The following is a 21,487-nucleotide window of genomic DNA, read 5'->3' as shown; positions in this document are numbered from 1 at the left end:
AATTCATCGTAAACCCTTAATCGACGCGCTCTTGCCGGCATATCAATATGTCAATTTGGTGCTGGACGCGGTGTTGCGCGCTGATACCATCGACCATTCGAATGAAAATCGCCCGGTACGGCATGCCTCACGAACTCGAACGCTCCATCCATGATCGCCCCGTCCTTGCCTGAACTCGTCGCCCGCGCCGCGCGGCATCCGTTTCTTGGCGCGCATGTCGTGCTCGGAGAGAGCGAACATGCGGGACAGGCGATCGCGCACTACGGCGACCTTTGCATCTCGAGCGCGTACGAGCCGATCTTCGATGTCGGCACGCACAGCTTTCCGCAGACATTGAGTGCATCGCCGGAGAGCGCCGAGCGTTTCGGCGATGAACTCGGCGTGCAGGCCTTGACGCTGATCCAGGGCGATGCGCCGCGCGATCCGTTCGGTCAGCTGGAAGACGATCGCGAGCTGGTCGCGCTCGACCGGTTATCGCGGGCGCTGCATGCGTTCAATTTCTTCGGGCCGCATCGGCCGGGGCTGTTGTTCCTGCGCGTGCACGAGCGGCTTCTGAAGAGCGTGAAGTATGACCACGGGCTGCACTTCTCTTCCGTGCTGATGGAGTTCGGCATGAGCCCGTCGCGCGTGGTGATCGAACTGCCCGCGGCAGCGGTCGCGCACAAGACCTTTCTCGGGTATCTCACCAAGAGCTATCAGCATTACGGGTTCAAGGTCGCCGGGAATTTGCCCAATGCCGGGCAGATCATGTCAGTGTCGGATATGGCGCGGCTCGACTTCATCAAGATGGATGCGGGCGCGGCTTTGCGTGATTCCGTGGTGAAGCATCTCGTGGCTTATGCGCATCGGTTGAAGATTCCGCTCATCTTTTCTAATGTCTCCGATGAAGCGATGTTCAACGCGTTGCAGCAGTTCGATGTGCATTTCGTGCAGGGGCCGGTGTTTGATGCACATCCTGTGCATGGGCGGTAAGGGGTTTCTGCGGTTGTCGTCGGGTTCGCCAGTGCTTTCGGCTGATCCCGTTTTCTTGGTGGTCTATTAGCGTTGCCCCTGTGCGGGGCGGCAGTCACTTTCTTTGCTGCTGCAAAGAAAGTAACCAAAGAAACAGCTATCCCCATCCAAAGTACTTCAGGCCGGCCCCGGCACAGAAGATGGTATGTGGTCCGGCAGTAGCGAGTGCCCTCACAGGCCATACCGGGCTTGGATCGCGCACGGTCTGTCACATCGCACCACTTAACTGATTGGTAAGGCGCCAACTAGCTCCGGCCCGCTGCGCGGCCGACCGGTTCATCGGGTCCGCGCGCGCTTCTTTGCTAATGCTTCGATCTCACTGCATTCGCCCACCGTTGGTTTCTCATGCATACCCAGCGGCAGCGCGTAGCGCTGTGCCGGAGCTATTTGGTGCCGAACCAGCGCGCTCAAACACTATTCTGTTCATGGGCGGTAAGGGGTTTCTGCGGTTGTCGTTGGGTTTGCCAGTGCTTTTGCCGGATCCCGTTTTCTTGGTGGTCTATTGGCTCTGCCCCTGTGCGGGGCGGCAGTCACTTTCTTTGCTGCTGCAAAGAAAGTAACCAAAGAAACAGCTATCCCCATCCAAAGTACTTCAGGCCGGCCCCGGCACAGAACTGCGCAAGTGGTCCGGCAGTAGCGAGTGCCCTCACAAAACTCACCGAGCTTGGATCGCGCACGGTCTGCCACATCGCGCCGCATAACGGACTGGTAAAGCGCCAACAAGCTCCGGCCCGCTTCGCGGCCGACCGGTCCATCGGGTCTGCGCGTGCTTCTTTGCTAACGCTTCCATCTCACTGCATTTGCCGACCGTTGGTTTCCCTTGTAGACCCAGCGGCAGCGCGTAGCGCTGTGCCGGAACTATTTGTGCTGAACCAGCGCGCCAAAACAACTAGCTTGTCAGACCGTGCGCGGTCCACGCCCGGTTAGACCTCTGAGGGCACTCGCTATTGCCGGACCACATACCATCTTCTGTGCCGGGGCCGGCATGAAGCACTTTGGATGGGACAAGCTGTTTCTTTGGTTACTTTCTTTGCAGCAGCAAAGAAAGTGACTGCCGCCCCGCACAGGGGCAACGCTAATAGACCGACGCGAAATCAGGATCCTGCGACCTCACTCACCCCCCCTCAACCGATGCATCAACGGCTTCAAAACCGGATAAAGCTCGAGATAAACGCCGAAACGTTCCGCATACACGCGCTGCCGCGCGCCATCCGGCCGAGCCCGCTCAACGAGCGTTACCCACCCGCCTTCCGCCGTTTCGCGCGAAATCAGTCCCACGCCCAGCGCGGCGAGCAAAGCCGCCCCCATCGCCGCTTCGACATCCTGTTCGATCGACAGCACCGGATACCCGGTGACATCCGCGATGATCTGCATCCACAGATCCGAATGCGCCGCGCCCCCGACGACGATCAGCCTGTCATCGAGCGATTGCGCGCCGCGCCGCCCCGCCTCCATGTTGTGCTTCAACGCGAACGCGACACCTTCCAGCACCGCGCGATAAAGCGTCGCGCGCGTATGAAACAAATTGAGCCCGACGAAGCTGCCGCTCGCGCGCGCGTCCCAGACCGGGCTGCGTTCGCCCATCAGATACGGCAGGAACACGACGCCATCCGAACCCGCCGCGACCTTCGAAGCCGCCTCCTCCAGCAGCACATGCGGATCGCCATGCGGCATCGCCTTCGCCGCGGCGATCTCGCCCTGGCAGAACTGATCGCGATACCACGCGACGCACTGCCCCGCCGTGCTCGCGCCGCCGAATACATATAGATCATGCTTGCCGTTGTAGACATGCGGCATCGACACGAGCCCATGGCTCGCATCGACGGTCTGGTTGATGTAGCCCCAGCACATGCTCGTGCCGATCATCGCGACGTGATGACCCGCTTTCGTGACGCCCGCCGCGAAGGTCGCCACCGCGGCATCGACGCCGCCGGCCACGACCGGCGTGCCCGCCGCAAGACCGAGCTTGTCGGCCCACTGCGGCAAGAGCCCGCCCACCACCTCCGACGATTCGACGAGCCGCTCCGGCATCATCGATGCGGGAATGCCGAGCATGTCGAGTGCCTCCGTCGACCATGCACGCGCAGCAACGTCGTACACGCCGCCGAGATTGCCCGCCGAACTGTGATCGACAGCCAGTTCGCCCGTCAACCGTTGAATCACGAACGCATTGGGCGGCAGGAAATAACGCGTCTTCTTCCACACGTCCGGCTTGTGGTTGCGCAGCCAGAGCATCTTCGTGAAGCCGTAGTAACTGTCCACGCCATTGCCGGTGATCGCTGCCAGCCGCTTCATGTCGACGTGCTCGCGCACCCAGTCGACCTCCGCCGTCGCGCGCCGGTCCATCCAGATGAGGCACGGATAGAGCGGTTCCATGTTGTCATCAACGGGAATGCCCGATCCGCCGTACAGGCTGCTCACGCAGAGCGACTTCACGTCGCTCGCCGCGACGCCCTTCTCCCGCGCCTTCGTAACGACGCCCGCGATACATTCGGTCACGGCATCGAACCATACGGACGCCCATTGCTCCGCCCAAAGCGGCTTGGGCGTATCGGGATGGTAGGCGCTCGAATGCTGCGCGACGATCGCGCCGCTGGTATCGACGAGCAGCGCCTTCGTGCTCTGCGTGCCGATGTCGATGCCGATCACGTAATCCATGTCTGTCTCCCGCGTTCTGTTTTTCCGCCTATCGTTAAAGGCGTCAAAGGGCATTTGGCTCACGCACCTTCGTTCAATGGCCGCCACATTGCCTATCCGGGTTATTCCCGATCCACGCCGAAGGACAACGTTTGTGCGCCGCAATGCGCTCCCGGCGCACGCGCCGACGGCGCATCACGATGCCACGCGGCGCGCAAATTGCGCGGCGTCGCGGGAAATACCGCGCCTTGACTTTCGCCCGAGCGAATACGATCATTAGATCATCAAACGAGCAAATGCTCGCATAGCCGCTTTGGTCGCCATCGGGCGTCACTGCGAACAGCCGTCCGCGAAGAACGGGCGCACCGCCCATCAGAGGAAGAGACAACATGACTAGCGAAGCCAACGTGATCCTGCACATCGGCGCCGGGTCGTTTCATCGCGCGCATCAGGCGTGGTATCTGCATCGGCTGAACGAGACGGGCGACAAAAGCTGGTCGCTCGCGGTCGGCAATATCCGCGGCGACATGAACGCGGTGCTCGATGCGCTCGCCGCGCAAAACGGCGCGTACACGCTCGAAACCGTCACGCCGAAGGGCGAGCGTGAGTACGAGACCATCCGCGCGATCAAAAAGGTCGTGCCGTGGTCCGCCGACCTGAGCGAACTCATCGCGACGGGCGCCGATCCGGCCTGCAAGATCGTGTCGTTCACGGTCACTGAAGGCGGCTATTACCTCGACGAGCACGACAAGCTCGACACCGCGAATCCTGATCTCGCCGCCGATCTGAAAGGCGGCAAGACGACGATCTACGGCGCGATCGCCGCGATCCTCGATGCGCGCATGAAGAACAACGCGGGCAAGGTCTCGCTGCAAAACTGCGACAACCTGCGCAGCAACGGCGACCGCTTCAAGAAAGGCATGCTGCAATTCCTGGAACTGCGCGGCGCAACGGCGTTGCGCGACTGGTTCAACGCGAACACGTCGTGCCCCAACGCGATGGTCGACCGCATCACGCCGCGGCCGACGCCCGACGTGGCCGAGCGCGTGAAGGCCGCGACCGGCTTCGACGACAAGGCGCCGGTGATGGGCGAGAAGTTCATCCAGTGGGTGATCGAGGACCGGTTCATCGCCGGGCGGCCCGCGTGGGAGAAGGTCGGCGCGGAGATGGTCGATTCGGTGCACGCGTACGAGGAAGCGAAGATCCGCGTGCTCAACGCGAGCCATAGCTGCATCGCGTGGGCGGGCACGCTCGTCGGCCTGCAATACATTCACGAAGGCACGCAGGACATGGAGATCCGCGCGCTCGCGGACGCCTACATTACCGACGACGTGATTCCCTGCCTCACGCCAAGCCCGATCGATCTCGCGAAGTATCGCGATGTCGTGCTCGACCGCTTCAGCAATCCGTATATCAAGGACACGAACCAGCGCGTCGCGGCCGATGGCTTCTCGAAGCTGCCGGGCTTCATCGCGCCAACGCTGTCCGAATGCTTCGCGCGCAACGTCGATCCCGATTCGACCGCGATCCTGCCCGCGCTCTTCTTCCGCTTCCTCGAACGCTGGCACGAAGGCAAGCTGCCCTATACGTATCAGGACGGCGTGATGGACCCGGCCGTCGCGCACGGCTTTTTCACGTCGCCCGATCCGGTCAAGGCGTTCACCGGCGACAAGCTTCTGTGGGGCAGCATGGCGCAGACCGAAGGACTCGAGCGCGTGATGCGCAAGGCCATCGCGAAGGTCGATGCGTGGCTCGCGAATCGTCCATAACGGCGACGTTATCGCCACGTTAATCGCCACCGTGAAGCGCGCGCCGCGCCGCTCGGGTAATGTGCCCATGGCGCGGCGCACGGCGTGGCGTTAAATTAGCGCCTCCGCCGCATTGGCATCACGCCTCGTTTTGCGCCGGCTTCGATCCCGGCAACGACAAAGGGTCCGTTCATGTACTTAGGCATCGACCTCGGCACCTCCGAAGTGAAAGTTCTGCTGCTCGCCTCCGACGGCGGCGTGATCGGCACGGCGGGCACGCCGTTCACGGTATCGCGTCCGAAGCCGCGCTGGTCGGAGCAGAATCCGCTCGACTGGTGGGAAGGCACGCGCGCCGCGCTCTTCAAGCTGCGCGAGAAATTCCCCGACGAGTTCGGGCAGGTGCGCGGCATCGGCCTCTCGGGCCAGATGCACGGCGCGGTGCTGCTCGATTCGCAGGACAACGTGCTGCGCCCGGCGATCCTCTGGAACGATATGCGCAGCGACAAGGAGTGCGCCGAGCTCTACGAGCGCGCGCCGAACCTGCACGAAATCGCCGGCAATCTGGCGATGCCCGGCTTCACCGCGCCTAAGCTCCTGTGGGTCGCGCACAACGAGCCCGACATATTCAGGCAGACCGCGTGCGTGCTCTTGCCGAAGGATTATCTGCGCATGCATCTGACGGGCACGAAGGTGTCCGATCCATCGGATGCCGCGGGCACGCTCTGGCTCGATGTCGCGCGTCGCGACTGGTCCGACGAGTTGCTCGCCGCGTGCGGCATGTCGCGTCAGCAGATGCCGTCGCTTGCCGAGGGCAGCGAGCCTTCGGGCACGTTGCGGCCCGCGCTCGCGCGTGAACTCGGCTTGCGCGAGGGTGTAGTCGTCGCGGCGGGCGGCGGCGACAATGCCGCGAGCGCGGTGGGCATCGGCGCGACCGATCCGGGCGACGGTTTCCTGTCCCTCGGCACCTCGGGCGTGCTGTGCGTGATCGGCGACCGCTACCGGCCGAATCCGGCATCGGCGGTGCATGCGTTCTGCCACGCGATTCCGGATCGCTGGCATCAGATGAGCGTGGTGCTGTCGGCGGCGAGCTGTTTGCGCTGGGTGTGCAAGCTGACGTCGACGGACGAGCCGACTCTGCTCGCGGAGATCGAAGCGCTATCGCCTGATTTGCTCCCTTCCGCGCCGCTGTTCCTGCCATATCTCTCCGGCGAGCGCACGCCGCACAACGATCCGTATGCGCAAGGCGTGTTCTTCGGCATGACGCACGCGACCGATCGCGCATTGCTCGGTTACTCGGTGCTCGAAGGCGTGACGCTCTCGCTCACCGATGGTCTCGATGCGCTCGAATCTGCCGGCACTCAGGCGCGTGCATTGTCGATGCTGGGCGGGGGCGCCCGCAGCGCGTACTGGGCGCAGATGTTCGCCGATGCTTTCGATACGCCGACGCGCACGCACGGCGGCGGGGAGACGGGTGCGGCGTTGGGCGCAGCGCGGCTCGGGTGGCTCGCGGCGGGGGGCGATCCGGCGACCGTGCTCGCCAAGCCCGAAATCAAGCAGGAGTTCACGCCGAATGCGGCGCGGCATGAGCTCTTGCGGCAGCGGTTGAAAGGGTTCAGGGAGCTTTATCAGCATGTGAGACCGTTGTTTGATCCGGCGCGGCCGCGGTTGGCTTGATTTTGTGGTTGGCTTGATTTTGTGGTTGGCTTGGGCTTCTATGGAACTTGGATTCGTGGCGGTCTATTGGCGTTGCCCCTATGCGGGGCGGCAGTCACTTTCTTTGCTGCTGCAAAGAAAGTAACCAAAGAAACAGCTTGTCCCATCCAAAGTGCTTCAGGCCGGCCCCGGCACAGAAGATGGCACGTGGTCCGGCAGTAGCGAGCGCCCTCAGAGGCCTAACCGGGCGTGGACCGCGCACGGTCTGACTAGCTAGTTGTTTTGGCGCGCTGGTTCAGCACAAAATAGCTCCGGCACAGCGCTACGCGCTGCCGTTGGGTATGCAAAGGAAACCAGCCTGCGGCGAATGCGGTGAGATGGAAGCGTTAGCAAGGAAGTGCAGGCAGACCCGATGGACCGGTCGGCCGCGCAGCGAGCCGGAGCTATTTCGTGCTGAACCAGTAAGTGAAGCGGTGCGATGTGGCAGACCGTGCGCGATCCAAGCCCGGTTAGGCCTGTGAGGGCACTCGCTACTGCCGGACCACTTGCGCAGTTCTGTGCCGCGGCCGGCGTGAAGTGCTTAGGATGGGGATAGCTGTTTCTTTGGTTACTTTCTTTGCAGCAGCAAAGAAAGTGACTGCCGCCCCGCATAGGGGCAACGCCAATAGACCGACGCGAATACAAGTTCAACGACAAAACACTCAGACCGCCCCGACCGCGTCAGCAAAACCAAAAAAGAACCACAGTGCCCAAATCCACCGAAAAACTCGATCTCGCCACACGCGCAGCGTGGCTCTACTACGTTGCCGGCAACACCCAGAACGAGATCGCCGAAAAGCTGCAAATCTCGCGCCCGGTGGCGCAGCGCCTCGTCGCGTTCGCGGTCGAGAAGAACCTGATCCGCGTGCGGGTCGATCACCGCATCGCCGATTGTCTGTCGCTCGCCAAAGCGCTCAGCGACCGCTACGGCCTCGCGATGTGCGAAGTCGTGCCCATCGACGGCGATGCCCCCGAGCAGGTCGACCGCAAGCTCGCCGTCGCGGGCGCGCAAGTGATGGAGCGCTATCTGCTCGAAGAAAAGCCGCTCGTCGTGTCCATCGGCAGCGGGCGCACGTTGAAGGCCTGCGTCGCGCAGATCGGCCAGATCGACCGCCCGCAGCATCGTTTCGTCTCGATGGTCGGCGCAATCGCGCAGGATGGCTCCTCCAACCGCTACGACGTCGCCCAGCAGCTATCGGAGAAAACCGGCGGCAAGCACTTCATGCTGCCCGCGCCGCTCATGGCCGACAGCGAAGCCGAGCGCGCGCAATGGGTCAATCACCGGCTGTATCGCATCGTCGATGAACTCGCGCAACGCGCCGATGTCGCGTTCGTCGGCATCGGCAACGTGGGCGTGAACTGCCCGCTGCATGAAGACGGCTTCATCACGCGCGCGGAAGTCGACGAACTCATGAACGCGGGCGCCGTGGCCGAATGGCTCGGCCTGCCGATCGACGCCGAAGGCAAGCGCGTGCGCTCGAAAACCGGCGCGCGCGTGACGAGCCTCAAGCTCGATGCGCCGCCCAAGCGCCCGACGATCGGCTTCGCGGGCGGGCAGCGCAAGCGCGAGGCGTTGATCGCCGCTTTGAAGGGGCAATGGCTGTCGGGGCTCGTGACCGACGAGCTTTGCGCGAAGGCCGCGCTCGACGCCTGAAGCGTCAGAAGTCGATGTCGGCTTCCACTTCCTGACCGACTTCCAGCACCACGCCCTCTCCTTTCACGATGATCGCGTTCTTGCCGAAGGTCAGCGCGCCGTCGAACTGGACGCTTCCGCGGTACGCGCTCATCGTGTCGAGCGGCTCGTGCGGCCACGACGGGTTCGGTGCGCCCGTGTCCTGATCGATCGACGGAATCGGGCAGCGCGTGCACAGCTTCACGAGCCGCAGACCCGCAGCGCCTATCCGCATGTCGCCGACGTAATCCTCCTCGTACGCATCGAGTCCGCCGATCACGAGATTCGGCCGGAAGCGATTGGCCGCGATGCCCGGCGCGCCCTTGCCCGACAAGCGCGCGTTGAGATCGTCGAGCGAGGCCTGGCCGACCACCAGCAACGGAAACTGATCCGCGAAGCGCGTGTGCACGGCAAGCGGCGCGGTCCATTTGTCACTGACATCGCGGCGCGCGGACGGCGTGAAACGCGCGAGGCGCGCGGGCATGCCGAGAAACTCGCTGAACCATTGCGCGCTGTGCTCGCCGGTGTCGAGCGCATCGACGGTGTCGCTCCAGACGGTCGCGCGCAGCGCCTGCGCATCCGCGAGCGCCTCGGCATTCAAAGGCGTACGCAGCGCCGGCATGCCGGGCGCGTCGATGACGAGATCGTCGCCATCGAAAGCGGTTTTGATCAGCGCCATGCGCGGATGCGCGCGCTGCGTGAACATGCCGCCCGCCGGATCGGTCACCATCCAGTGACGGTCGTATTCGAGACCCGTGTCGAGAAGCATCGCGCGGCGCAGGGAAATGCCCGCGCAGGACTTGATCGGATAGACGAAGAGTTCGTTCAGAACGGGCATGGCGATATCGTGTGGGAACGGCGCCGGCCATCGGGTGCGGCCGGTCGAAGCCCGAATTATGGCGCACAGCCGCCTGCTGCAAAAAACAACGGCGCCATTCTTTCGAATGGCGCCGTTCTTGCGGGGATTCAGCGCCTCACGCCGCCGTCGCGTGCTGCCGCATCCACGAATCCACCACCTTGCGCGTGAACGCCTGCCCTTCCGCATTGAACAGATGGCAATGATCCGGCGCCGCGCCGAGCTTGAGCTTTTCACCGCGCGCGTGCTTTTCCAGCGGCGGAATGCGCGAGATCAATCCATCCGGCGCGACTTCCGTTTCCGCGTAGAGATACGCGGCATCGCCGAGCGTTTCGACCGTCATCGCCGTCGCGGAGAGGCCGAAATCGCCCGCTTCCGATGAATTCGGCTGCAGGTGCTCGGGACGAACGCCGACCGTCACCGCGTCGCCCGGTTTCGCATTGCCCGGCAGCACGCCGACGAGCTGCGTCTCGCCCGTCGCGTACTTCACGAGCACGCCGTCGCTCTGAACCTGCGCGATCGTGCCCGACAGAAAATTCATCTTCGGCGAGCCGATGAAGCCCGCGACGAAACGGTTCGCCGGCGCGTGATACAGCGCGTTCGGCGTGCCGACCTGCTCGATGTTCCCCGCCGACAGCACGACGATCTTGTCCGCGAGCGTCATCGCTTCGACCTGATCGTGCGTCACGTAGATCATCGTCGTCTTGAGGTCGTCGTGCAGGCGCGCGAATTCGAGGCGCATCTTCACGCGCAGCGCGGCGTCGAGGTTCGAGAGCGGCTCGTCGAAGAGAAAGACCTTCGGCTTGCGCGTGATCGCGCGGCCGATCGCCACGCGCTGACGCTGGCCGCCCGAGAGCTGCTTCGGCTTGCGGTCGAGCAGATGGTCGATGTGCAGGATCTTCGCGGCGTTCTTCACGGCGGCGTCGATCGCGGGCTTCTTCTCGCCCGCGAGCTTGAGGCCGAACGCCATGTTGTCGTAGAGCGTCATGTGCGGATACAGCGCGTACGACTGGAACACCATCGCGATACCGCGCTTCGCGGGCGGCAGTTCGTTCACGCGCGCGCTGTCGATCATCAGATCGCCGCCGCTGATCTCTTCCAGACCCGCGATCATGCGCATCAACGTCGACTTGCCGCAGCCCGACGGGCCCACGAACACGACGAACTCGCCGTCGTTGATATCGAGGTTGATGTTGCGCATCACCTCGGTTTCTTCATAACGCTTGCTGATGTTGCGCAGTGTCAGGCTAGCCATGGTTGTGTCTCCAGTCTTCATTAGCGAGGCGATGAACGCCACCGCTATCTGATTTCGAACGTCGCGTTCTGCAGCCATTGCTCGACGAGCGCCGGCAATCGCGTCATGTCGTCGAATACCACCTGCGCGCCCGCTTTCTCGAGCGCGCCGATCTGTCCTTCGGTCGCGTGCCCGCCGCCGATGAAACCGAGCACCGGCATGCCCGCCGCCTTCGCCGCCGTCACGCCCGTCACGCTGTCCTCGACGACGAGGCAGCGCAGCGGCGCGATGCGCATCGCGCGCGCCGCCGCGAGATACACGTCGGGCGCGGGCTTCGGGTTCTCGACCATGTCGGCGCAGAAACGCCGCTCGCCGAAGAAGCGCACGAGACCGGTGCGTTGCAGCACGGTATCGACATAGGTCGAGAAGCTGTTGCTCGCGCACGCCTTCTGAAAGGGCACGGACGCGAGCGCCTCGGCGATGCCCGGCACGGCCGGCGCCTGCATCGCCGAGGCTTCGACAGCGCGCCGGATCGCGATGACCTGGTCATGCGTCAGCGTACGGTTCACCGTGTCGGCGGCGCTCGCGAGCACCGCCTCGATGCGCAGGCCGAGCAGCGGCATCACGACCGGCTCGACATCGACGCCCGGCCACAGCGCTTCCAGCTCGCTGACGAGCATGCGCGCCGCCACCGCTTCGCTGTCGATGAGCACGCCGTCGCAATCGCAGATCAGCAGGCGATCTTCGAGGTTGGCCTCTCGGGATGGAGTGAGGTTCACGCTCGCACCCTCACTTCACCGCGCCAAACGTGAGACCGCGCACGAGCTGCTTCTGCGAGACCCAGCCGACGATCAGGATCGGCGCGACCGCGAGCAGCGAGGCCGCCGAGAGCTTCGCCCAGAAGAGGCCCTCCGGACTCGAGTACGACGCGATGAACACGGTCAGCGGCGCCGCATTCGAGCTCGACAGGTTGATGCTCCAGAACGCCTCGTTCCACGAAAGGATGATGAGCAGCAGGCCCGTCGATGCAAGCCCAGGCAGCGCCATCGGCATCAGCAGATAGACGATCTCCTGCCACGTCGTCGCGCCGTCGATGCGGCCGGCTTCGAGAATGTCCTTCGGCACTTCGTTGAAGTACGTGAAGGCCATCCACACCGCGATCGGCAAGTTGATCAGCGTGTACACGATGACGAGGCCGGACACGGTATCGAGCAGGCCCGTGTTCTTCCACAGCAGATAGATCGGCACGAGCACGCCGACCGACGGCATCATCTTCGTGGACAGCATCCACAGCAGGACCGACTGCGTTTTCTTCGTGGGGAAGAAGGCCATCGCGTACGCGCACGGCACGGCGAGAATCAGGCAGAGCAATGTGACGCCCACCGAGATCAGCACCGAATTCCACGCGAAGCCGAAGTAATTGCTGCGCGCGAACACTTCCCTGAAGCTTTCCAGCGTCGGCGTGAAGAACAGCGACGACGAATAGGCCTGCTGCTCGGTCTTGAACGCGGTGATCGTCATCCAGAAGATCGGGAAGAACAGCAGGATGGAAAAGATCCACGCGACGATGCCGGGCACGACGCGCTTCACGTGATCCAGCACGGGCATCGACGTGCTTGCGGTTACCGGATGAGTGCTCATGCTTCGTACTCCCCTTTCAGGTTCTTCGCGAGCATTCTCACGAGGAAGAACGCGACGATGTTGGCGAGAATGACCGCGAGAATGCCGCCCGCCGATGCGAGACCGACGTCGAACTGCTGCAGGCCGAGCGCGTAGATCAGGTACGACAGATTGGTCGTCGCGGTGCCGGGGCCGCCGCCCGTCGTCGTATAGATTTCCGCGAAGATCGACAGCAGGAAGATGGTTTCCATCATCACGACCACGGCGACCGCGCGCCTCAGGTGCGGCAGCGTGATGAAGAAGAACATCGCGAACGGACCCGCGCCGTCGATGCGCGCCGCTTCCTTCTGCTCCTGGTCGAGCGATTGAATCGCCGTGAAAAGAATCAGGAACGCGAACGGCAGCCATTGCCACGCGACAATCACGATCACCGCGAAAAGCGGATAGTCGGCGAACCAGTCGATCGGCTGCATGCCCATCGAGCGCATGAGCCCCGCGATCAGGCCATACACCGGATGCAGGATCATGTTCTTCCAGATGAGCGCGGAGACCGTGGGCATCACGAAGAACGGCGCGATCACGAGCAGCCGCGCGATGCCCTGCCCGAAGAACTTGCGATCGAACAGCACGGCGAGCAAAACGCCGCCGACAACCGTGATCACGAGCACCGAGATGATCAGCGTCAGCGTGTGCCCGATGGACGGCCCGAACGCCGGATCCGTGACGAGGAACTCGAAGTTGTCCAAGCCCGCGAAGCCTTTGACATCGGGGTTCAGCAAGTTGTAGCGCGAGAACGAGAACCAGATCGTCATCGCGAGCGGAATGGCCATCCACAGGAAGAGCAGTCCGGTGGATGGCGAGATCAGCCATCGCACCGATTTCGCGCGCCGCTTGTCGCGTTCGGCGGCGGACTCCTCCAGATGATGATCCGTGATGGGGGGATTCAGTTGAGCCATCGTTTCACCTCTCGATGATGCTTCGCGGGCCGCATCAGGCGACGCGGCCCGTGTGCTGCGGAAGATTTACTTCTGATAGCCGGCCTGCTTCACCGCGCGATCGGCGGCCGCGTTCGCCGCCTTCAACGCCTGGTCGACGCTCGTCTGCCCCGCAACGACACCCGCGATCGACTGTCCAACCACCGTGCCGAACGACTGGAACTCCGGAATGCCGACGAACTGGACGCCGCTATACGGCACCTTCTTCAGCGTCGCGTCGTTCGGGTCCGCGGTCTCGATAGCCTTCAGCACGAAGTCGCCGAACGGCGCGGCCTGCTTGTACTCGGGGCGCGCATAGGTCGACTTGCGCGTGCCCGGCGGCACCGAGGCCCAGCCTTCGTCCTTGCCGACCATCTCGATGTATTCCTTCGAGGTCGCCCACGCGGCGAACTTCTTCGCGGCGTCCTGCTGCTTCGACGTCTTCGGCACCGCGAGCGACCACGACCACAGCCAGTGCGAGCCCTTCGGCGTCACGGCGACGGGCGCGGCCGCGAAGCCGATCTTGTCCGACACCTGCGACTGCGCCTTGTTATAGAGAATGCCCGCGGCGACTGTCGCGTCGATCCACATCGCGCATTTGCCGGAGGACATCAGCGTGAGGTTCTCGTTGAAGCCGTTCGAGCTCGCTCCCGGCGGGCCGTCGTTCTTCAGGAGATCCACGTAGAAGCCAACCGCTTTCTTCCATTCGGGCGTGTCGAGCTGCGCCTGCCACTTCTCGTTGAACCACTCGCCGCCGAAGGTATTCACGACCGTCGACACGTACGCCATGTTCTCGCCCCAGCCCGCCTTGCCGCGCAGGCAGATGCCGTACTGGCCTTTGGACTTGTCGGTGAGCTTGTCGGCGAACTGCTTGATCTGGTCGTAGGTCGGCTGGTCGGGCATCTTGAGGCCCGCGGCCTGGAACAGATCCTTGCGGTAGTACGTCATCGAGCTTTCGACGTAGAACGGCACCGCGTAGAGCTGACCGTTGTAGGAGAGGCCGTCGCGGGCCGTCTTCACGACGTCTTCGAGATCGTAGTTGGCGGGCAGGCCGGTCATCGGCGAGAGCCAGCCGCGCTTGCCCCATTGCGGCGCCTCATACGTGCCGATGGTGATCACGTCGAACTGGCCGCTATTGGTGGTGATATCGGTCGTGGCGCGCTGGCGCAGGACGTTTTCCTCGAGAATCACCCACTTCAGCTGAATGTCAGGATTGGCCTTCTCGAACGCCGGCGCGAGCTTCTTCAACTCGATCATGTCCGGATTGTTGAGCGTGGCGATGGTGATGGTCGTCGCGGCATGCGCCGACAGCGGCACGAGCGCGGCGGCGGCCAGCGCGGCCGAGAGCGCCCCGGTCACGAACGGAGCGCGACGCCCGCGCGGTTGTGCTCCAACAATGCGTTGAGTGCGTTTCATCTTGGTTCGTCTCCTTTTTGTTGGCACGGGCACAGCGCAGGGTCTCGTTGCATGACCGCGCGTGCCGTGTATGCCGCTGCCTGCTTTTGAGGGTGCGCGATCCTGGATCGCGTGGTTGCCGGGTTTAGCCTTGTTGCCGCACTTCGCACAACTCGTGTGCCGCGCCTGCCTTCGCCGCTGTAGCGCCTTCGTCTCCGACCTCGCGCCGCGTGAGGATCGCCGCGACGCCGTTTCACTATAGACGGTGCTTCCCGCGCTTCAAGCCGCGCGAATGCGGTTCATCAACTCATCCAGTTGCCGCCGTCGACATTGATCGTCTGGGCGGTGATGTAATCCGAGTCCGATGAAGCGAGGAAGAGCGCCGCGCCCGTCAGATCGGCAGGCAGGCCCATGCGCCCGAGCGGCACTTCCTCGCCGACGAGCCGCTTCTTCTCGCCGAGCGGACGGTTCTCGTAGCGCGCGAAGAGCGCGTCGACTTCCTTCCACATCGGGGTATCGACGACGCCCGGCGCGATGCCGTTCACGTTGATGCGCTCTTTCGCGAGCGCGAGCGCCGCCGATTGCGTATAGCTGATCACCGCCGCCTTGGTCGCGCAGTAATGCGACACGAGCGCTTCGCCGCGCCGCCCGGCCTGCGATGACATATTGATGATCTTGCCGCCGCGCCCCTGCTCGACCATGCGCTTTGCGACCGCCTGCATCAGAAAGAACATGCCCTTGACGTTGACCGCGAAGAGGCGGTCATAGACGTCCCAGGATTCGTCGAGGATCGGGCGCATATCGAAGAGCGCCGCGTTGTTGAAGAGAATGTCGATGCCGCCGAATCGCTCGACGGTGCGCGTCACGATGCGCTCGATGTCTTCTCGTTGGGTGACGTCCGCCTTGAGCGCGAGCACGCTCGCCGAGACGTCCGCAAAGCGCTGCGCCATGTCGTGCTCGTCTTTCACGTCGACGACGACGACCTGCGCGCCTTCCTCCAGATAGCGCCGCGCGACCGCGCAGCCGATGCCGCTCGCGGCGCCTGTGATGATCGCGACCTTGTCTCTCAGTCTCACCGATGTCTCCGATTCTTTCGCTTCGTTCGAACCGCGTCGGGTGCATCCGCCGATGTGAGCGAACGCTCCGCGACTGAACAATTGCTCTGTGTTTGGTCGAATGATCGGCGTTGCGCGTGATCGTGTCAAGGCATCGGCACAGGTTTCGATGTTGCGGCGCGCAAACGTCTAAAAGCCTCGGGAAAACCCGTCTTGGCGTTAAGGAGGAGCAAGTGGCGTGCCGCGGAGACATTCCGGCCAGTTCTACCGATCGATCATTTTCTTTCGCCTGATTTAATTTAATTTCTCGTTCGCGATAAATATGAATCAAATATGAACACTGCTGTTTAAAATCAGGAAAAGCGAATATTCGCCCTCCCGAAAATAATCAAATCAAAGAAAATGAACGTCACAAACGCGACACAAAATTTTGCATACCAGATCAATTATCAGAGACGAATAACTATGCTTTAATTGCTCACATTAAAACATGCAGCGAAGCTCCTTCGCTGACATGACATTCAGAATTTCCTTAACGGGCGTCTGAGGATAAAAATGAGAGATTCCATTTTGGGAAAAATCGAACAACGTCAGTCCATCGCAGAAGTGATTGCGCGAAAGAACGGCTGCGGCTTCTGAGCCATTAGCCGCTCACCGCCCGGGCCATGGCTGGTTCAGACGCGACTTGCATTGATTTGATCCACGTCGCGTCGCGGCGCTCTACACGCCTGACCCTCGACTGAACACCCGGAGCTCGTTGCAACGAGCGCAGCTTGCTCAACGGTCAACATGATCCATGACTCGCATGTCGAAATAGTCGCAGAGGTTACCGATGTAGTGACTGCGCACAGAAGAATGAATAACGGCAGTCATTAACCGTTTTCGCTTTCATTTCGGCAACGTTGCTGTACGGGACTAGAGAAGTCCGTTACGAATATATATCAAGTCAACAATGCATCAAATATTATTCACGGCGATTAGACAAAAGCATTTCCAGCGCGAATGCGCTCAACCCAACTGATATATGCCATGACATTTTCATTCGTTGCTACTCCGAATGCAGCCCGGCCTCTCACGGCTTCTCTGGCCGATTTACGGAGCCGGGGAGAGCTTCTCGAAATCTCTGGCTGGCAATTCTGGTTAAAAAAATGGGGCGGTACGCATCAGTCGGAGATTATGCATGTCGAGAATAACCAGACTCACGTCCTGATCGGCTGTCCGACCAACACCGAGGAATTGCGTTCTCTTGCGACCGTGGCAACGGCAGAAGCGCTGTCGGCAAATATCGCTCAGATCCTTGTCATCCTGCGCGAAGCCTACGGCGACGGCATCCTTTCGCTCGTCGAGGGACCCTTCAGCTTTTTGACCTTCGGGCCGCGAGGCAGGCTGACGGTCGCTACGGACGCCCTCGGTCTGCAGCCCGTTCACGTAGTGCACGGCCGTGCATTATGGGTGACGTCTGAACTCAAGAATGTCGGGCTGTGCGGACCCGGCGAATTCGACTTCCTGCCCGAGAATGAGGTCATCGCGCATGACGACCGGGCGGACACGTTTCTGCCCATTCGTAATGCCGAGCGCATCCGGCCGGGATCGATCTGTTCATTCAGCTTCGACGGACGTGGTCATTCCATGATCAACGCGCGCCAGTATCTGACGCTGAGACTCGCGACGCCCCAGCGCCTCGAACGCAAGCACGCGCGGGAGCTGACCTATTCATTGCTGTCGGCTTCCGTGAAAAGCATCACCGGTGCGGCTGGCCCGGTTTCGGTTCCGCTGTCGGGAGGTCTGGACTCGAGCATGGTGACGGCCATTGCCGCACGACATCGGCCGGACATCCACACGTTCGCCATCGGCACCGGAACGAGCAACGAATTCCAGTTTGCGCAGACAGTCGCCCGGCATGTCGACACCACACATCGCGAATTGACCTTTGACGACGATGCCATCCTTCGGGGAGCCCACGAAGCCATCTACTACAACGAGATTTTCGACGGCTTGTCGGCCGAAATTCAGGCCAGTCTCCTTTGCCTGTACCGATCGCTGGAGGGTACGGGCGGCCGAATCGTAACGGGCTACGGCTCGGATCTGCTGTTTGGTGGCGTCCTCAAGGCCGGTGCCGCCCCCAATGACGCAAATGCCGAACTATGGAGACAGGTCTATCGGACACGCTGGACCGGCGAGTTTTCCCAGTTCGGCGCGAATCGCTACGGTCTCGAAGTACATCACCCGTTCTGGACGACGCGTCTCATGACATTCGCCCTGAGCCTCGCGCCGGAAATGAAAGTCTCGGCCGACGAGGTCAAGGTGATGCTTCGCGAGTGTGCCGCCGAGAACGCGCTGCTCCCTGACGAGATCGTCTGGCGACGCAAGATCGGCATCCACGAAGGTTCGTCCGTGAACAGCATCTTCGCGGCCCATATCGGCGTCGCGACCGCCGACTACGCCGCAAAGACCCAATACACCTATCGGAAGTATCGGGCGTATCTGTCCGGTGAAGAAACGCTGCCCGACGCGGAAGCGCGCACACATTAACCGCATTTCAAGGAGAAGGTCGATGTCGCAAGTCGTAGAAACCGATGTTCAGGGCGTCCGCGTCGTTACGTTGAATCATCCGAGCCGTATGAATCCTTTCAGCACGGAACTGGAAAACAGCATCAAAGCGGCACTGGCGCGAGCTGACGAGGACCCGGCCGTCACCGCCGTCGTCGTGACGGGTGGGAGCAACCGCTCGTTCAGCGCGGGCGGTGACTTCAACGAAGTAGGGCTCATGAAGGGCGGCGAGGAGGTCGACCGTTGGATCGACCGGATTACCGATCTTTATTCCAGCGTGCTGATGGTCGACAAACCCACCGTCGCGGCCATCGATGGCTACGCCATCGGGATGGGCTTTCAGTTCGCGTTGATGTTCGACTGGCGGCAAGCCGCCACATCGGCAGAGTTCCGCATGCCGGAATTGCGGCACGGTATCGGATGTTCGGTGGGTGCGGCGATTCTACGGCACGCCATCGGTTACGCGACCATGCAGGAGATCGTCTTCGCATGTGAGTCGATCAAAGCGGACAAGGCCATGGCGTATGGCATCGTCAATCGCCTGTCGACGCCGGAAGACGTGCTTCGCGATGCGATCGCCCGGGCGCAAGAGTTGGCGGACTATCCGCAGGTGCCCTATCGCGCGACCAAGCGGACCATCGTGGAAAGCATGCGCGAGGTACTGCTGCAATCGGCCAACTCATCGAAGCGGGTTCACAAAGCCGCCTTTTCGGCACGCAGCCCGCACGCGCATTTCGCACGAGTGCTAGGACAAACCGAAGCGAGCGGGAATTCCCGATGAAAAACCGTGATTTCGTTTCGGTGCCGTTGAGCGACATATCGCCGGCACCGCGCGGCTTCAGAACGTTCGTCGCCTCGGCGGGGATCAAGAACGCCCTCCGTGACGTAGCCGTGATGTTCAGCGACGTCCCGTGCGCGGTGGCCGGCGTCTACACGCGCAGCCACTTCGCCAGTCCGGCAGTGCAAGCGTCGCGCAGGCAACTGACCCATGGATCGGCGCGAGCGTTACTCGTTGTTTCCAAGAACGCGAACGTCGCGACGGGCTCGCAGGGCGTAGCCGATCTGGACACGCTCATTCGCCGCTTGTCCACGCAACTCGCCATTGGACCGGAGGAAGTGCAAAGCGCGGCGACGGGCGTCATCGGGAGGCGGCTGCCCGTCGACAAGATCGCTCAGGTCTTGCCCTTCGATCGAGACCAGTTGACCGCGCCGGCGAATTTCCGTGCTTTCGCGGAAACGATCATGACCACCGACACGACCGCCAAGGCGGTGTGCATCCCGGTCGGAAAGAGCGTACTGGTGGGCGTTGCCAAGGGCGTCGGCATGATAGAACCGGACATGGCGACCCTTCTCGTGTACTTCTTCACCGACGCACGGATCGCCCAGCCAGTCTTGCAGTCAATGCTCGCTTCGGTCGTCGACGAAACGTTCAACTGCATAACAGTCGATTCGGATACGTCGACGAGCGACAGTTGCGCGATCTTCGCGAACGGACTTGCCGGTCCGGTCGACGCTGACGACTTCGCGCATGCACTGCTCGACGCGGCGTCGCAGCTCGCCACAATGATAATGGGCGACGGTGAGGGCGTGACGAAGGTCTTCAAGGTCATCGTCGAGCACGCGGAATCCGATGCGATCGCCAAAACAGTCGCCAAGTCGATCGCCAACTCCCCGCTCGTGAAGACCGCCATTCACGGCAACGATCCGAACTGGGGCAGAGTCGCGATGGCCATCGGCAAGTGTGATCGCTCATATCGCATCGAACCTGAGCGCACGCGCATCTCGATCTGCGGCATTCGCGTCTACCCGTCGTCGGACGAAGAAAGCGTCGTCGCAGTGCGCGATTCGATGCGCACTTCGCGCCATCTCGATATCCACGTGGATCTCGCAGTCGGCAGCGGACAGGCCGAGGTGCTGGGATGCGATCTGTCACCCACGTATGTCGAGTTGAACAGCCACTACACCACGTAGCTTCGATTCACCATTCCGCCGGGAGCAACGGCGCGCCGCCCGCGCTCGACGCAAACCCTGGGAACGCGTTCCCACCTGAAAAAAGGAGAAGCAAATGGATACACGTGTACGTCTTTACGAGAAGGAATCGCTGCTGCCTTCGGGATTCGGGGCATTGATGAACCGGGACGCTTTTCTCGGTGCCGATCCCGAGGAAATCAAGGAGATCCTGAAGCAAAAGGGATTCGCGCTGATCAGGGGCCTCGATTTTGAAAAGAAAGATTTCCTGAAACTGTATTCGGCTTACGGGAACATCGTCGCGTACGTGAATGAGCGCGAGAAGGTCGGCTACGGCTATCGGGATACACTCGAACTCGACGGCGACAAGAAGAAGATCGTCACGGGTCGCGGGCAACTGCCCTACCATGCGGACGGCGGCCTGCTGCTGAGCCAGGTCGACCTGGTCTTCCTCTATGGCGCACGCATCAGGAACATGAAGTACCGCGGCGCGACGCTCGTGACCGATCACGTTCTCGCTCTGAACGAGATGCCAAGCCATCTGCGCGACGTGCTCGAACACGAAACGTTCGAAGTTCGTGTCACTGAACGCGGCTACTATGTGGATGTATCGCCGGAAGGCTGGTTCAAGGTGCCGGTCTTCACTGATCTCGGTTGGGTCAGAAAGATGTTGATCTACTTCCCTTTCGATGAGGGCCAACCGGCGAGCTGGGAGCCGCGAATCGTCGGCTTCTCGCCCTATGAGACTCAAAAATACTTCGCCGAACTGTCGAGCTTCTTCAAGTTGCCGCGTTATACCTACACGCACTATTGGAAAGAGGGTGATCTGCTGATCACCGACAACCGCCGAAGCATTCACGAGCGCGAAGAGTTCAACGATACTGCCATCGAGCGCGTCCTCTGGCGCGGACAGACGGCGGAGACGGCCACGCGCGGTCCGGTTCGCGACGTCGCGCTCGGCTAGCCGCGTGGCTGCCCCGGCTCATTCAGCCATCTGACTTCCGTCAGCAGCGTTTCATCCCGTCGTGGATGCGGCGCTGCATTATTTTGTTATGCTAATCATATTAGAGCTCTT

16 protein-coding genes are annotated in these 21,487 nt (G+C 62.0%); 8 read left to right on the top strand and 8 right to left on the bottom strand.

Annotated elements, in window-relative coordinates:
- Positions 1–150: 150 nt before the first annotated feature.
- Positions 151–972: an EAL domain-containing protein gene (locus tag AC1Z32_RS16805; RefSeq protein WP_483479698.1), complete on the top strand. Its 822-nt coding sequence runs from the start codon at positions 151–153 to the stop codon at positions 970–972.
- Positions 973–2,121: 1,149 nt separating this feature from the next.
- Here AC1Z32_RS16805 and AC1Z32_RS16800 read toward each other — a convergent pair.
- A complete protein-coding gene (locus AC1Z32_RS16800) occupies positions 2,122–3,669 on the bottom strand; it encodes an FGGY-family carbohydrate kinase (RefSeq protein WP_483479697.1) in 1,548 nt (515 codons plus the stop codon).
- 368 nt (positions 3,670–4,037) lie between these two features.
- Between AC1Z32_RS16800 and dalD the strand changes: the two genes are divergently transcribed.
- From dalD to AC1Z32_RS16785, 3 genes are all read left to right on the top strand, one after another.
- Entirely contained in the window at positions 4,038–5,417 is a 1,380-nt protein-coding gene (dalD, locus tag AC1Z32_RS16795) for a D-arabinitol 4-dehydrogenase (protein WP_483479696.1), read from the top strand.
- A gap of 171 nt (positions 5,418–5,588) precedes the next feature.
- The gene (xylB, locus tag AC1Z32_RS16790) at positions 5,589–7,070 is read left to right on the top strand and encodes a xylulokinase (RefSeq protein ID WP_483479695.1); all 1,482 of its coding nucleotides are present in this window, start codon (positions 5,589–5,591) and stop codon (positions 7,068–7,070) included.
- Between the two features lie 724 nt (positions 7,071–7,794).
- The gene (locus AC1Z32_RS16785; protein WP_483479694.1) at positions 7,795–8,742 is read left to right on the top strand and encodes a sugar-binding transcriptional regulator; all 948 of its coding nucleotides are present in this window, start codon (positions 7,795–7,797) and stop codon (positions 8,740–8,742) included.
- Between the two features lie 4 nt (positions 8,743–8,746).
- Here AC1Z32_RS16785 and AC1Z32_RS16780 read toward each other — a convergent pair whose 3' ends face one another.
- The 7 genes from AC1Z32_RS16780 to AC1Z32_RS16750 form a co-directional block, all read right to left on the bottom strand.
- Positions 8,747–9,598, bottom strand: a complete 852-nt coding sequence (locus AC1Z32_RS16780) for an MOSC domain-containing protein (RefSeq protein WP_483479693.1) — start codon at positions 9,596–9,598, stop codon at positions 8,747–8,749.
- A 136-nt stretch (positions 9,599–9,734) separates the two neighbouring features.
- A complete protein-coding gene (locus AC1Z32_RS16775; RefSeq protein ID WP_483479692.1) occupies positions 9,735–10,871 on the bottom strand; it encodes an ABC transporter ATP-binding protein in 1,137 nt (378 codons plus the stop codon).
- Between the two features lie 44 nt (positions 10,872–10,915).
- Positions 10,916–11,629, bottom strand: coding sequence for an HAD family hydrolase (locus AC1Z32_RS16770; RefSeq protein WP_483479691.1), 714 nt, complete (start codon positions 11,627–11,629; stop codon positions 10,916–10,918).
- A 10-nt stretch (positions 11,630–11,639) separates the two neighbouring features.
- Complete coding sequence (locus tag AC1Z32_RS16765) at positions 11,640–12,491, bottom strand: carbohydrate ABC transporter permease (RefSeq protein ID WP_483479690.1); 852 nt, start codon at positions 12,489–12,491, stop codon at positions 11,640–11,642.
- A complete protein-coding gene (locus AC1Z32_RS16760) occupies positions 12,488–13,426 on the bottom strand; it encodes a carbohydrate ABC transporter permease (protein WP_483479689.1) in 939 nt (312 codons plus the stop codon). The genes AC1Z32_RS16765 and AC1Z32_RS16760 overlap by 4 nt, the downstream gene beginning before the upstream one ends.
- A gap of 66 nt (positions 13,427–13,492) precedes the next feature.
- Positions 13,493–14,860, bottom strand: coding sequence for an ABC transporter substrate-binding protein (locus AC1Z32_RS16755; protein ID WP_483479688.1), 1,368 nt, complete (start codon positions 14,858–14,860; stop codon positions 13,493–13,495).
- Between the two features lie 281 nt (positions 14,861–15,141).
- A complete protein-coding gene (locus AC1Z32_RS16750) occupies positions 15,142–15,915 on the bottom strand; it encodes an L-iditol 2-dehydrogenase (RefSeq protein ID WP_483479687.1) in 774 nt (257 codons plus the stop codon).
- Positions 15,916–16,923: 1,008 nt separating this feature from the next.
- Between AC1Z32_RS16750 and AC1Z32_RS16745 the strand changes: the two genes are divergently transcribed.
- The 4 genes from AC1Z32_RS16745 to AC1Z32_RS16730 all read left to right on the top strand — a co-directional run bounded on the left by AC1Z32_RS16745 (position 16,924) and on the right by AC1Z32_RS16730 (position 21,376).
- Positions 16,924–18,426, top strand: coding sequence for a carbapenam-3-carboxylate synthase domain-containing protein (locus AC1Z32_RS16745; protein ID WP_483479686.1), 1,503 nt, complete (start codon positions 16,924–16,926; stop codon positions 18,424–18,426).
- 22 nt (positions 18,427–18,448) lie between these two features.
- A complete protein-coding gene (locus AC1Z32_RS16740) occupies positions 18,449–19,225 on the top strand; it encodes an enoyl-CoA hydratase/isomerase family protein (protein ID WP_483481659.1) in 777 nt (258 codons plus the stop codon).
- Positions 19,222–20,415 (top strand): bifunctional glutamate N-acetyltransferase/amino-acid acetyltransferase ArgJ, encoded by a 1,194-nt coding sequence (gene argJ / locus AC1Z32_RS16735; protein WP_483479685.1) that lies wholly within the window; start codon positions 19,222–19,224, stop codon positions 20,413–20,415. Before AC1Z32_RS16740 ends, argJ begins: the two co-directional genes overlap by 4 nt.
- A 94-nt stretch (positions 20,416–20,509) precedes the next feature.
- Complete coding sequence (locus tag AC1Z32_RS16730) at positions 20,510–21,376, top strand: TauD/TfdA dioxygenase family protein (protein ID WP_483479684.1); 867 nt, start codon at positions 20,510–20,512, stop codon at positions 21,374–21,376.
- Positions 21,377–21,487: the final 111 nt, after the last annotated feature.

The sequence above is a fragment of the Caballeronia sp. 11_S32 genome (assembly GCF_056930355.1).
Note: the sequence above shows the minus strand (reverse complement) of the source record. Positions and strands in the feature narration are given on the sequence as shown.

What these genes read in the sequence shown, in the direction of transcription:
- AC1Z32_RS16780 (WP_483479693.1), bottom strand. Translation starts at nt 9,598, where the DNA reads ATGCCCGTTCTGAACGAACTCTTCGTCTATCCGATCAAGTCCTGCGCG.
- AC1Z32_RS16745 (WP_483479686.1), top strand. Translation starts at nt 16,924, where the DNA reads ATGACATTTTCATTCGTTGCTACTCCGAATGCAGCCCGGCCTCTCACG.
- AC1Z32_RS16805 (WP_483479698.1), top strand. Translation starts at nt 151, where the DNA reads ATGATCGCCCCGTCCTTGCCTGAACTCGTCGCCCGCGCCGCGCGGCAT.
- AC1Z32_RS16765 (WP_483479690.1), bottom strand. Translation starts at nt 12,491, where the DNA reads ATGAGCACTCATCCGGTAACCGCAAGCACGTCGATGCCCGTGCTGGAT.
- AC1Z32_RS16740 (WP_483481659.1), top strand. Translation starts at nt 18,449, where the DNA reads ATGTCGCAAGTCGTAGAAACCGATGTTCAGGGCGTCCGCGTCGTTACG.
- xylB (WP_483479695.1), top strand. Translation starts at nt 5,589, where the DNA reads ATGTACTTAGGCATCGACCTCGGCACCTCCGAAGTGAAAGTTCTGCTG.
- argJ (WP_483479685.1), top strand. Translation starts at nt 19,222, where the DNA reads ATGAAAAACCGTGATTTCGTTTCGGTGCCGTTGAGCGACATATCGCCG.
- AC1Z32_RS16800 (WP_483479697.1), bottom strand. Translation starts at nt 3,669, where the DNA reads ATGGATTACGTGATCGGCATCGACATCGGCACGCAGAGCACGAAGGCG.
- AC1Z32_RS16730 (WP_483479684.1), top strand. Translation starts at nt 20,510, where the DNA reads ATGGATACACGTGTACGTCTTTACGAGAAGGAATCGCTGCTGCCTTCG.
- AC1Z32_RS16755 (WP_483479688.1), bottom strand. Translation starts at nt 14,860, where the DNA reads ATGAAACGCACTCAACGCATTGTTGGAGCACAACCGCGCGGGCGTCGC.
- dalD (WP_483479696.1), top strand. Translation starts at nt 4,038, where the DNA reads ATGACTAGCGAAGCCAACGTGATCCTGCACATCGGCGCCGGGTCGTTT.
- AC1Z32_RS16775 (WP_483479692.1), bottom strand. Translation starts at nt 10,871, where the DNA reads ATGGCTAGCCTGACACTGCGCAACATCAGCAAGCGTTATGAAGAAACC.
- AC1Z32_RS16760 (WP_483479689.1), bottom strand. Translation starts at nt 13,426, where the DNA reads ATGGCTCAACTGAATCCCCCCATCACGGATCATCATCTGGAGGAGTCC.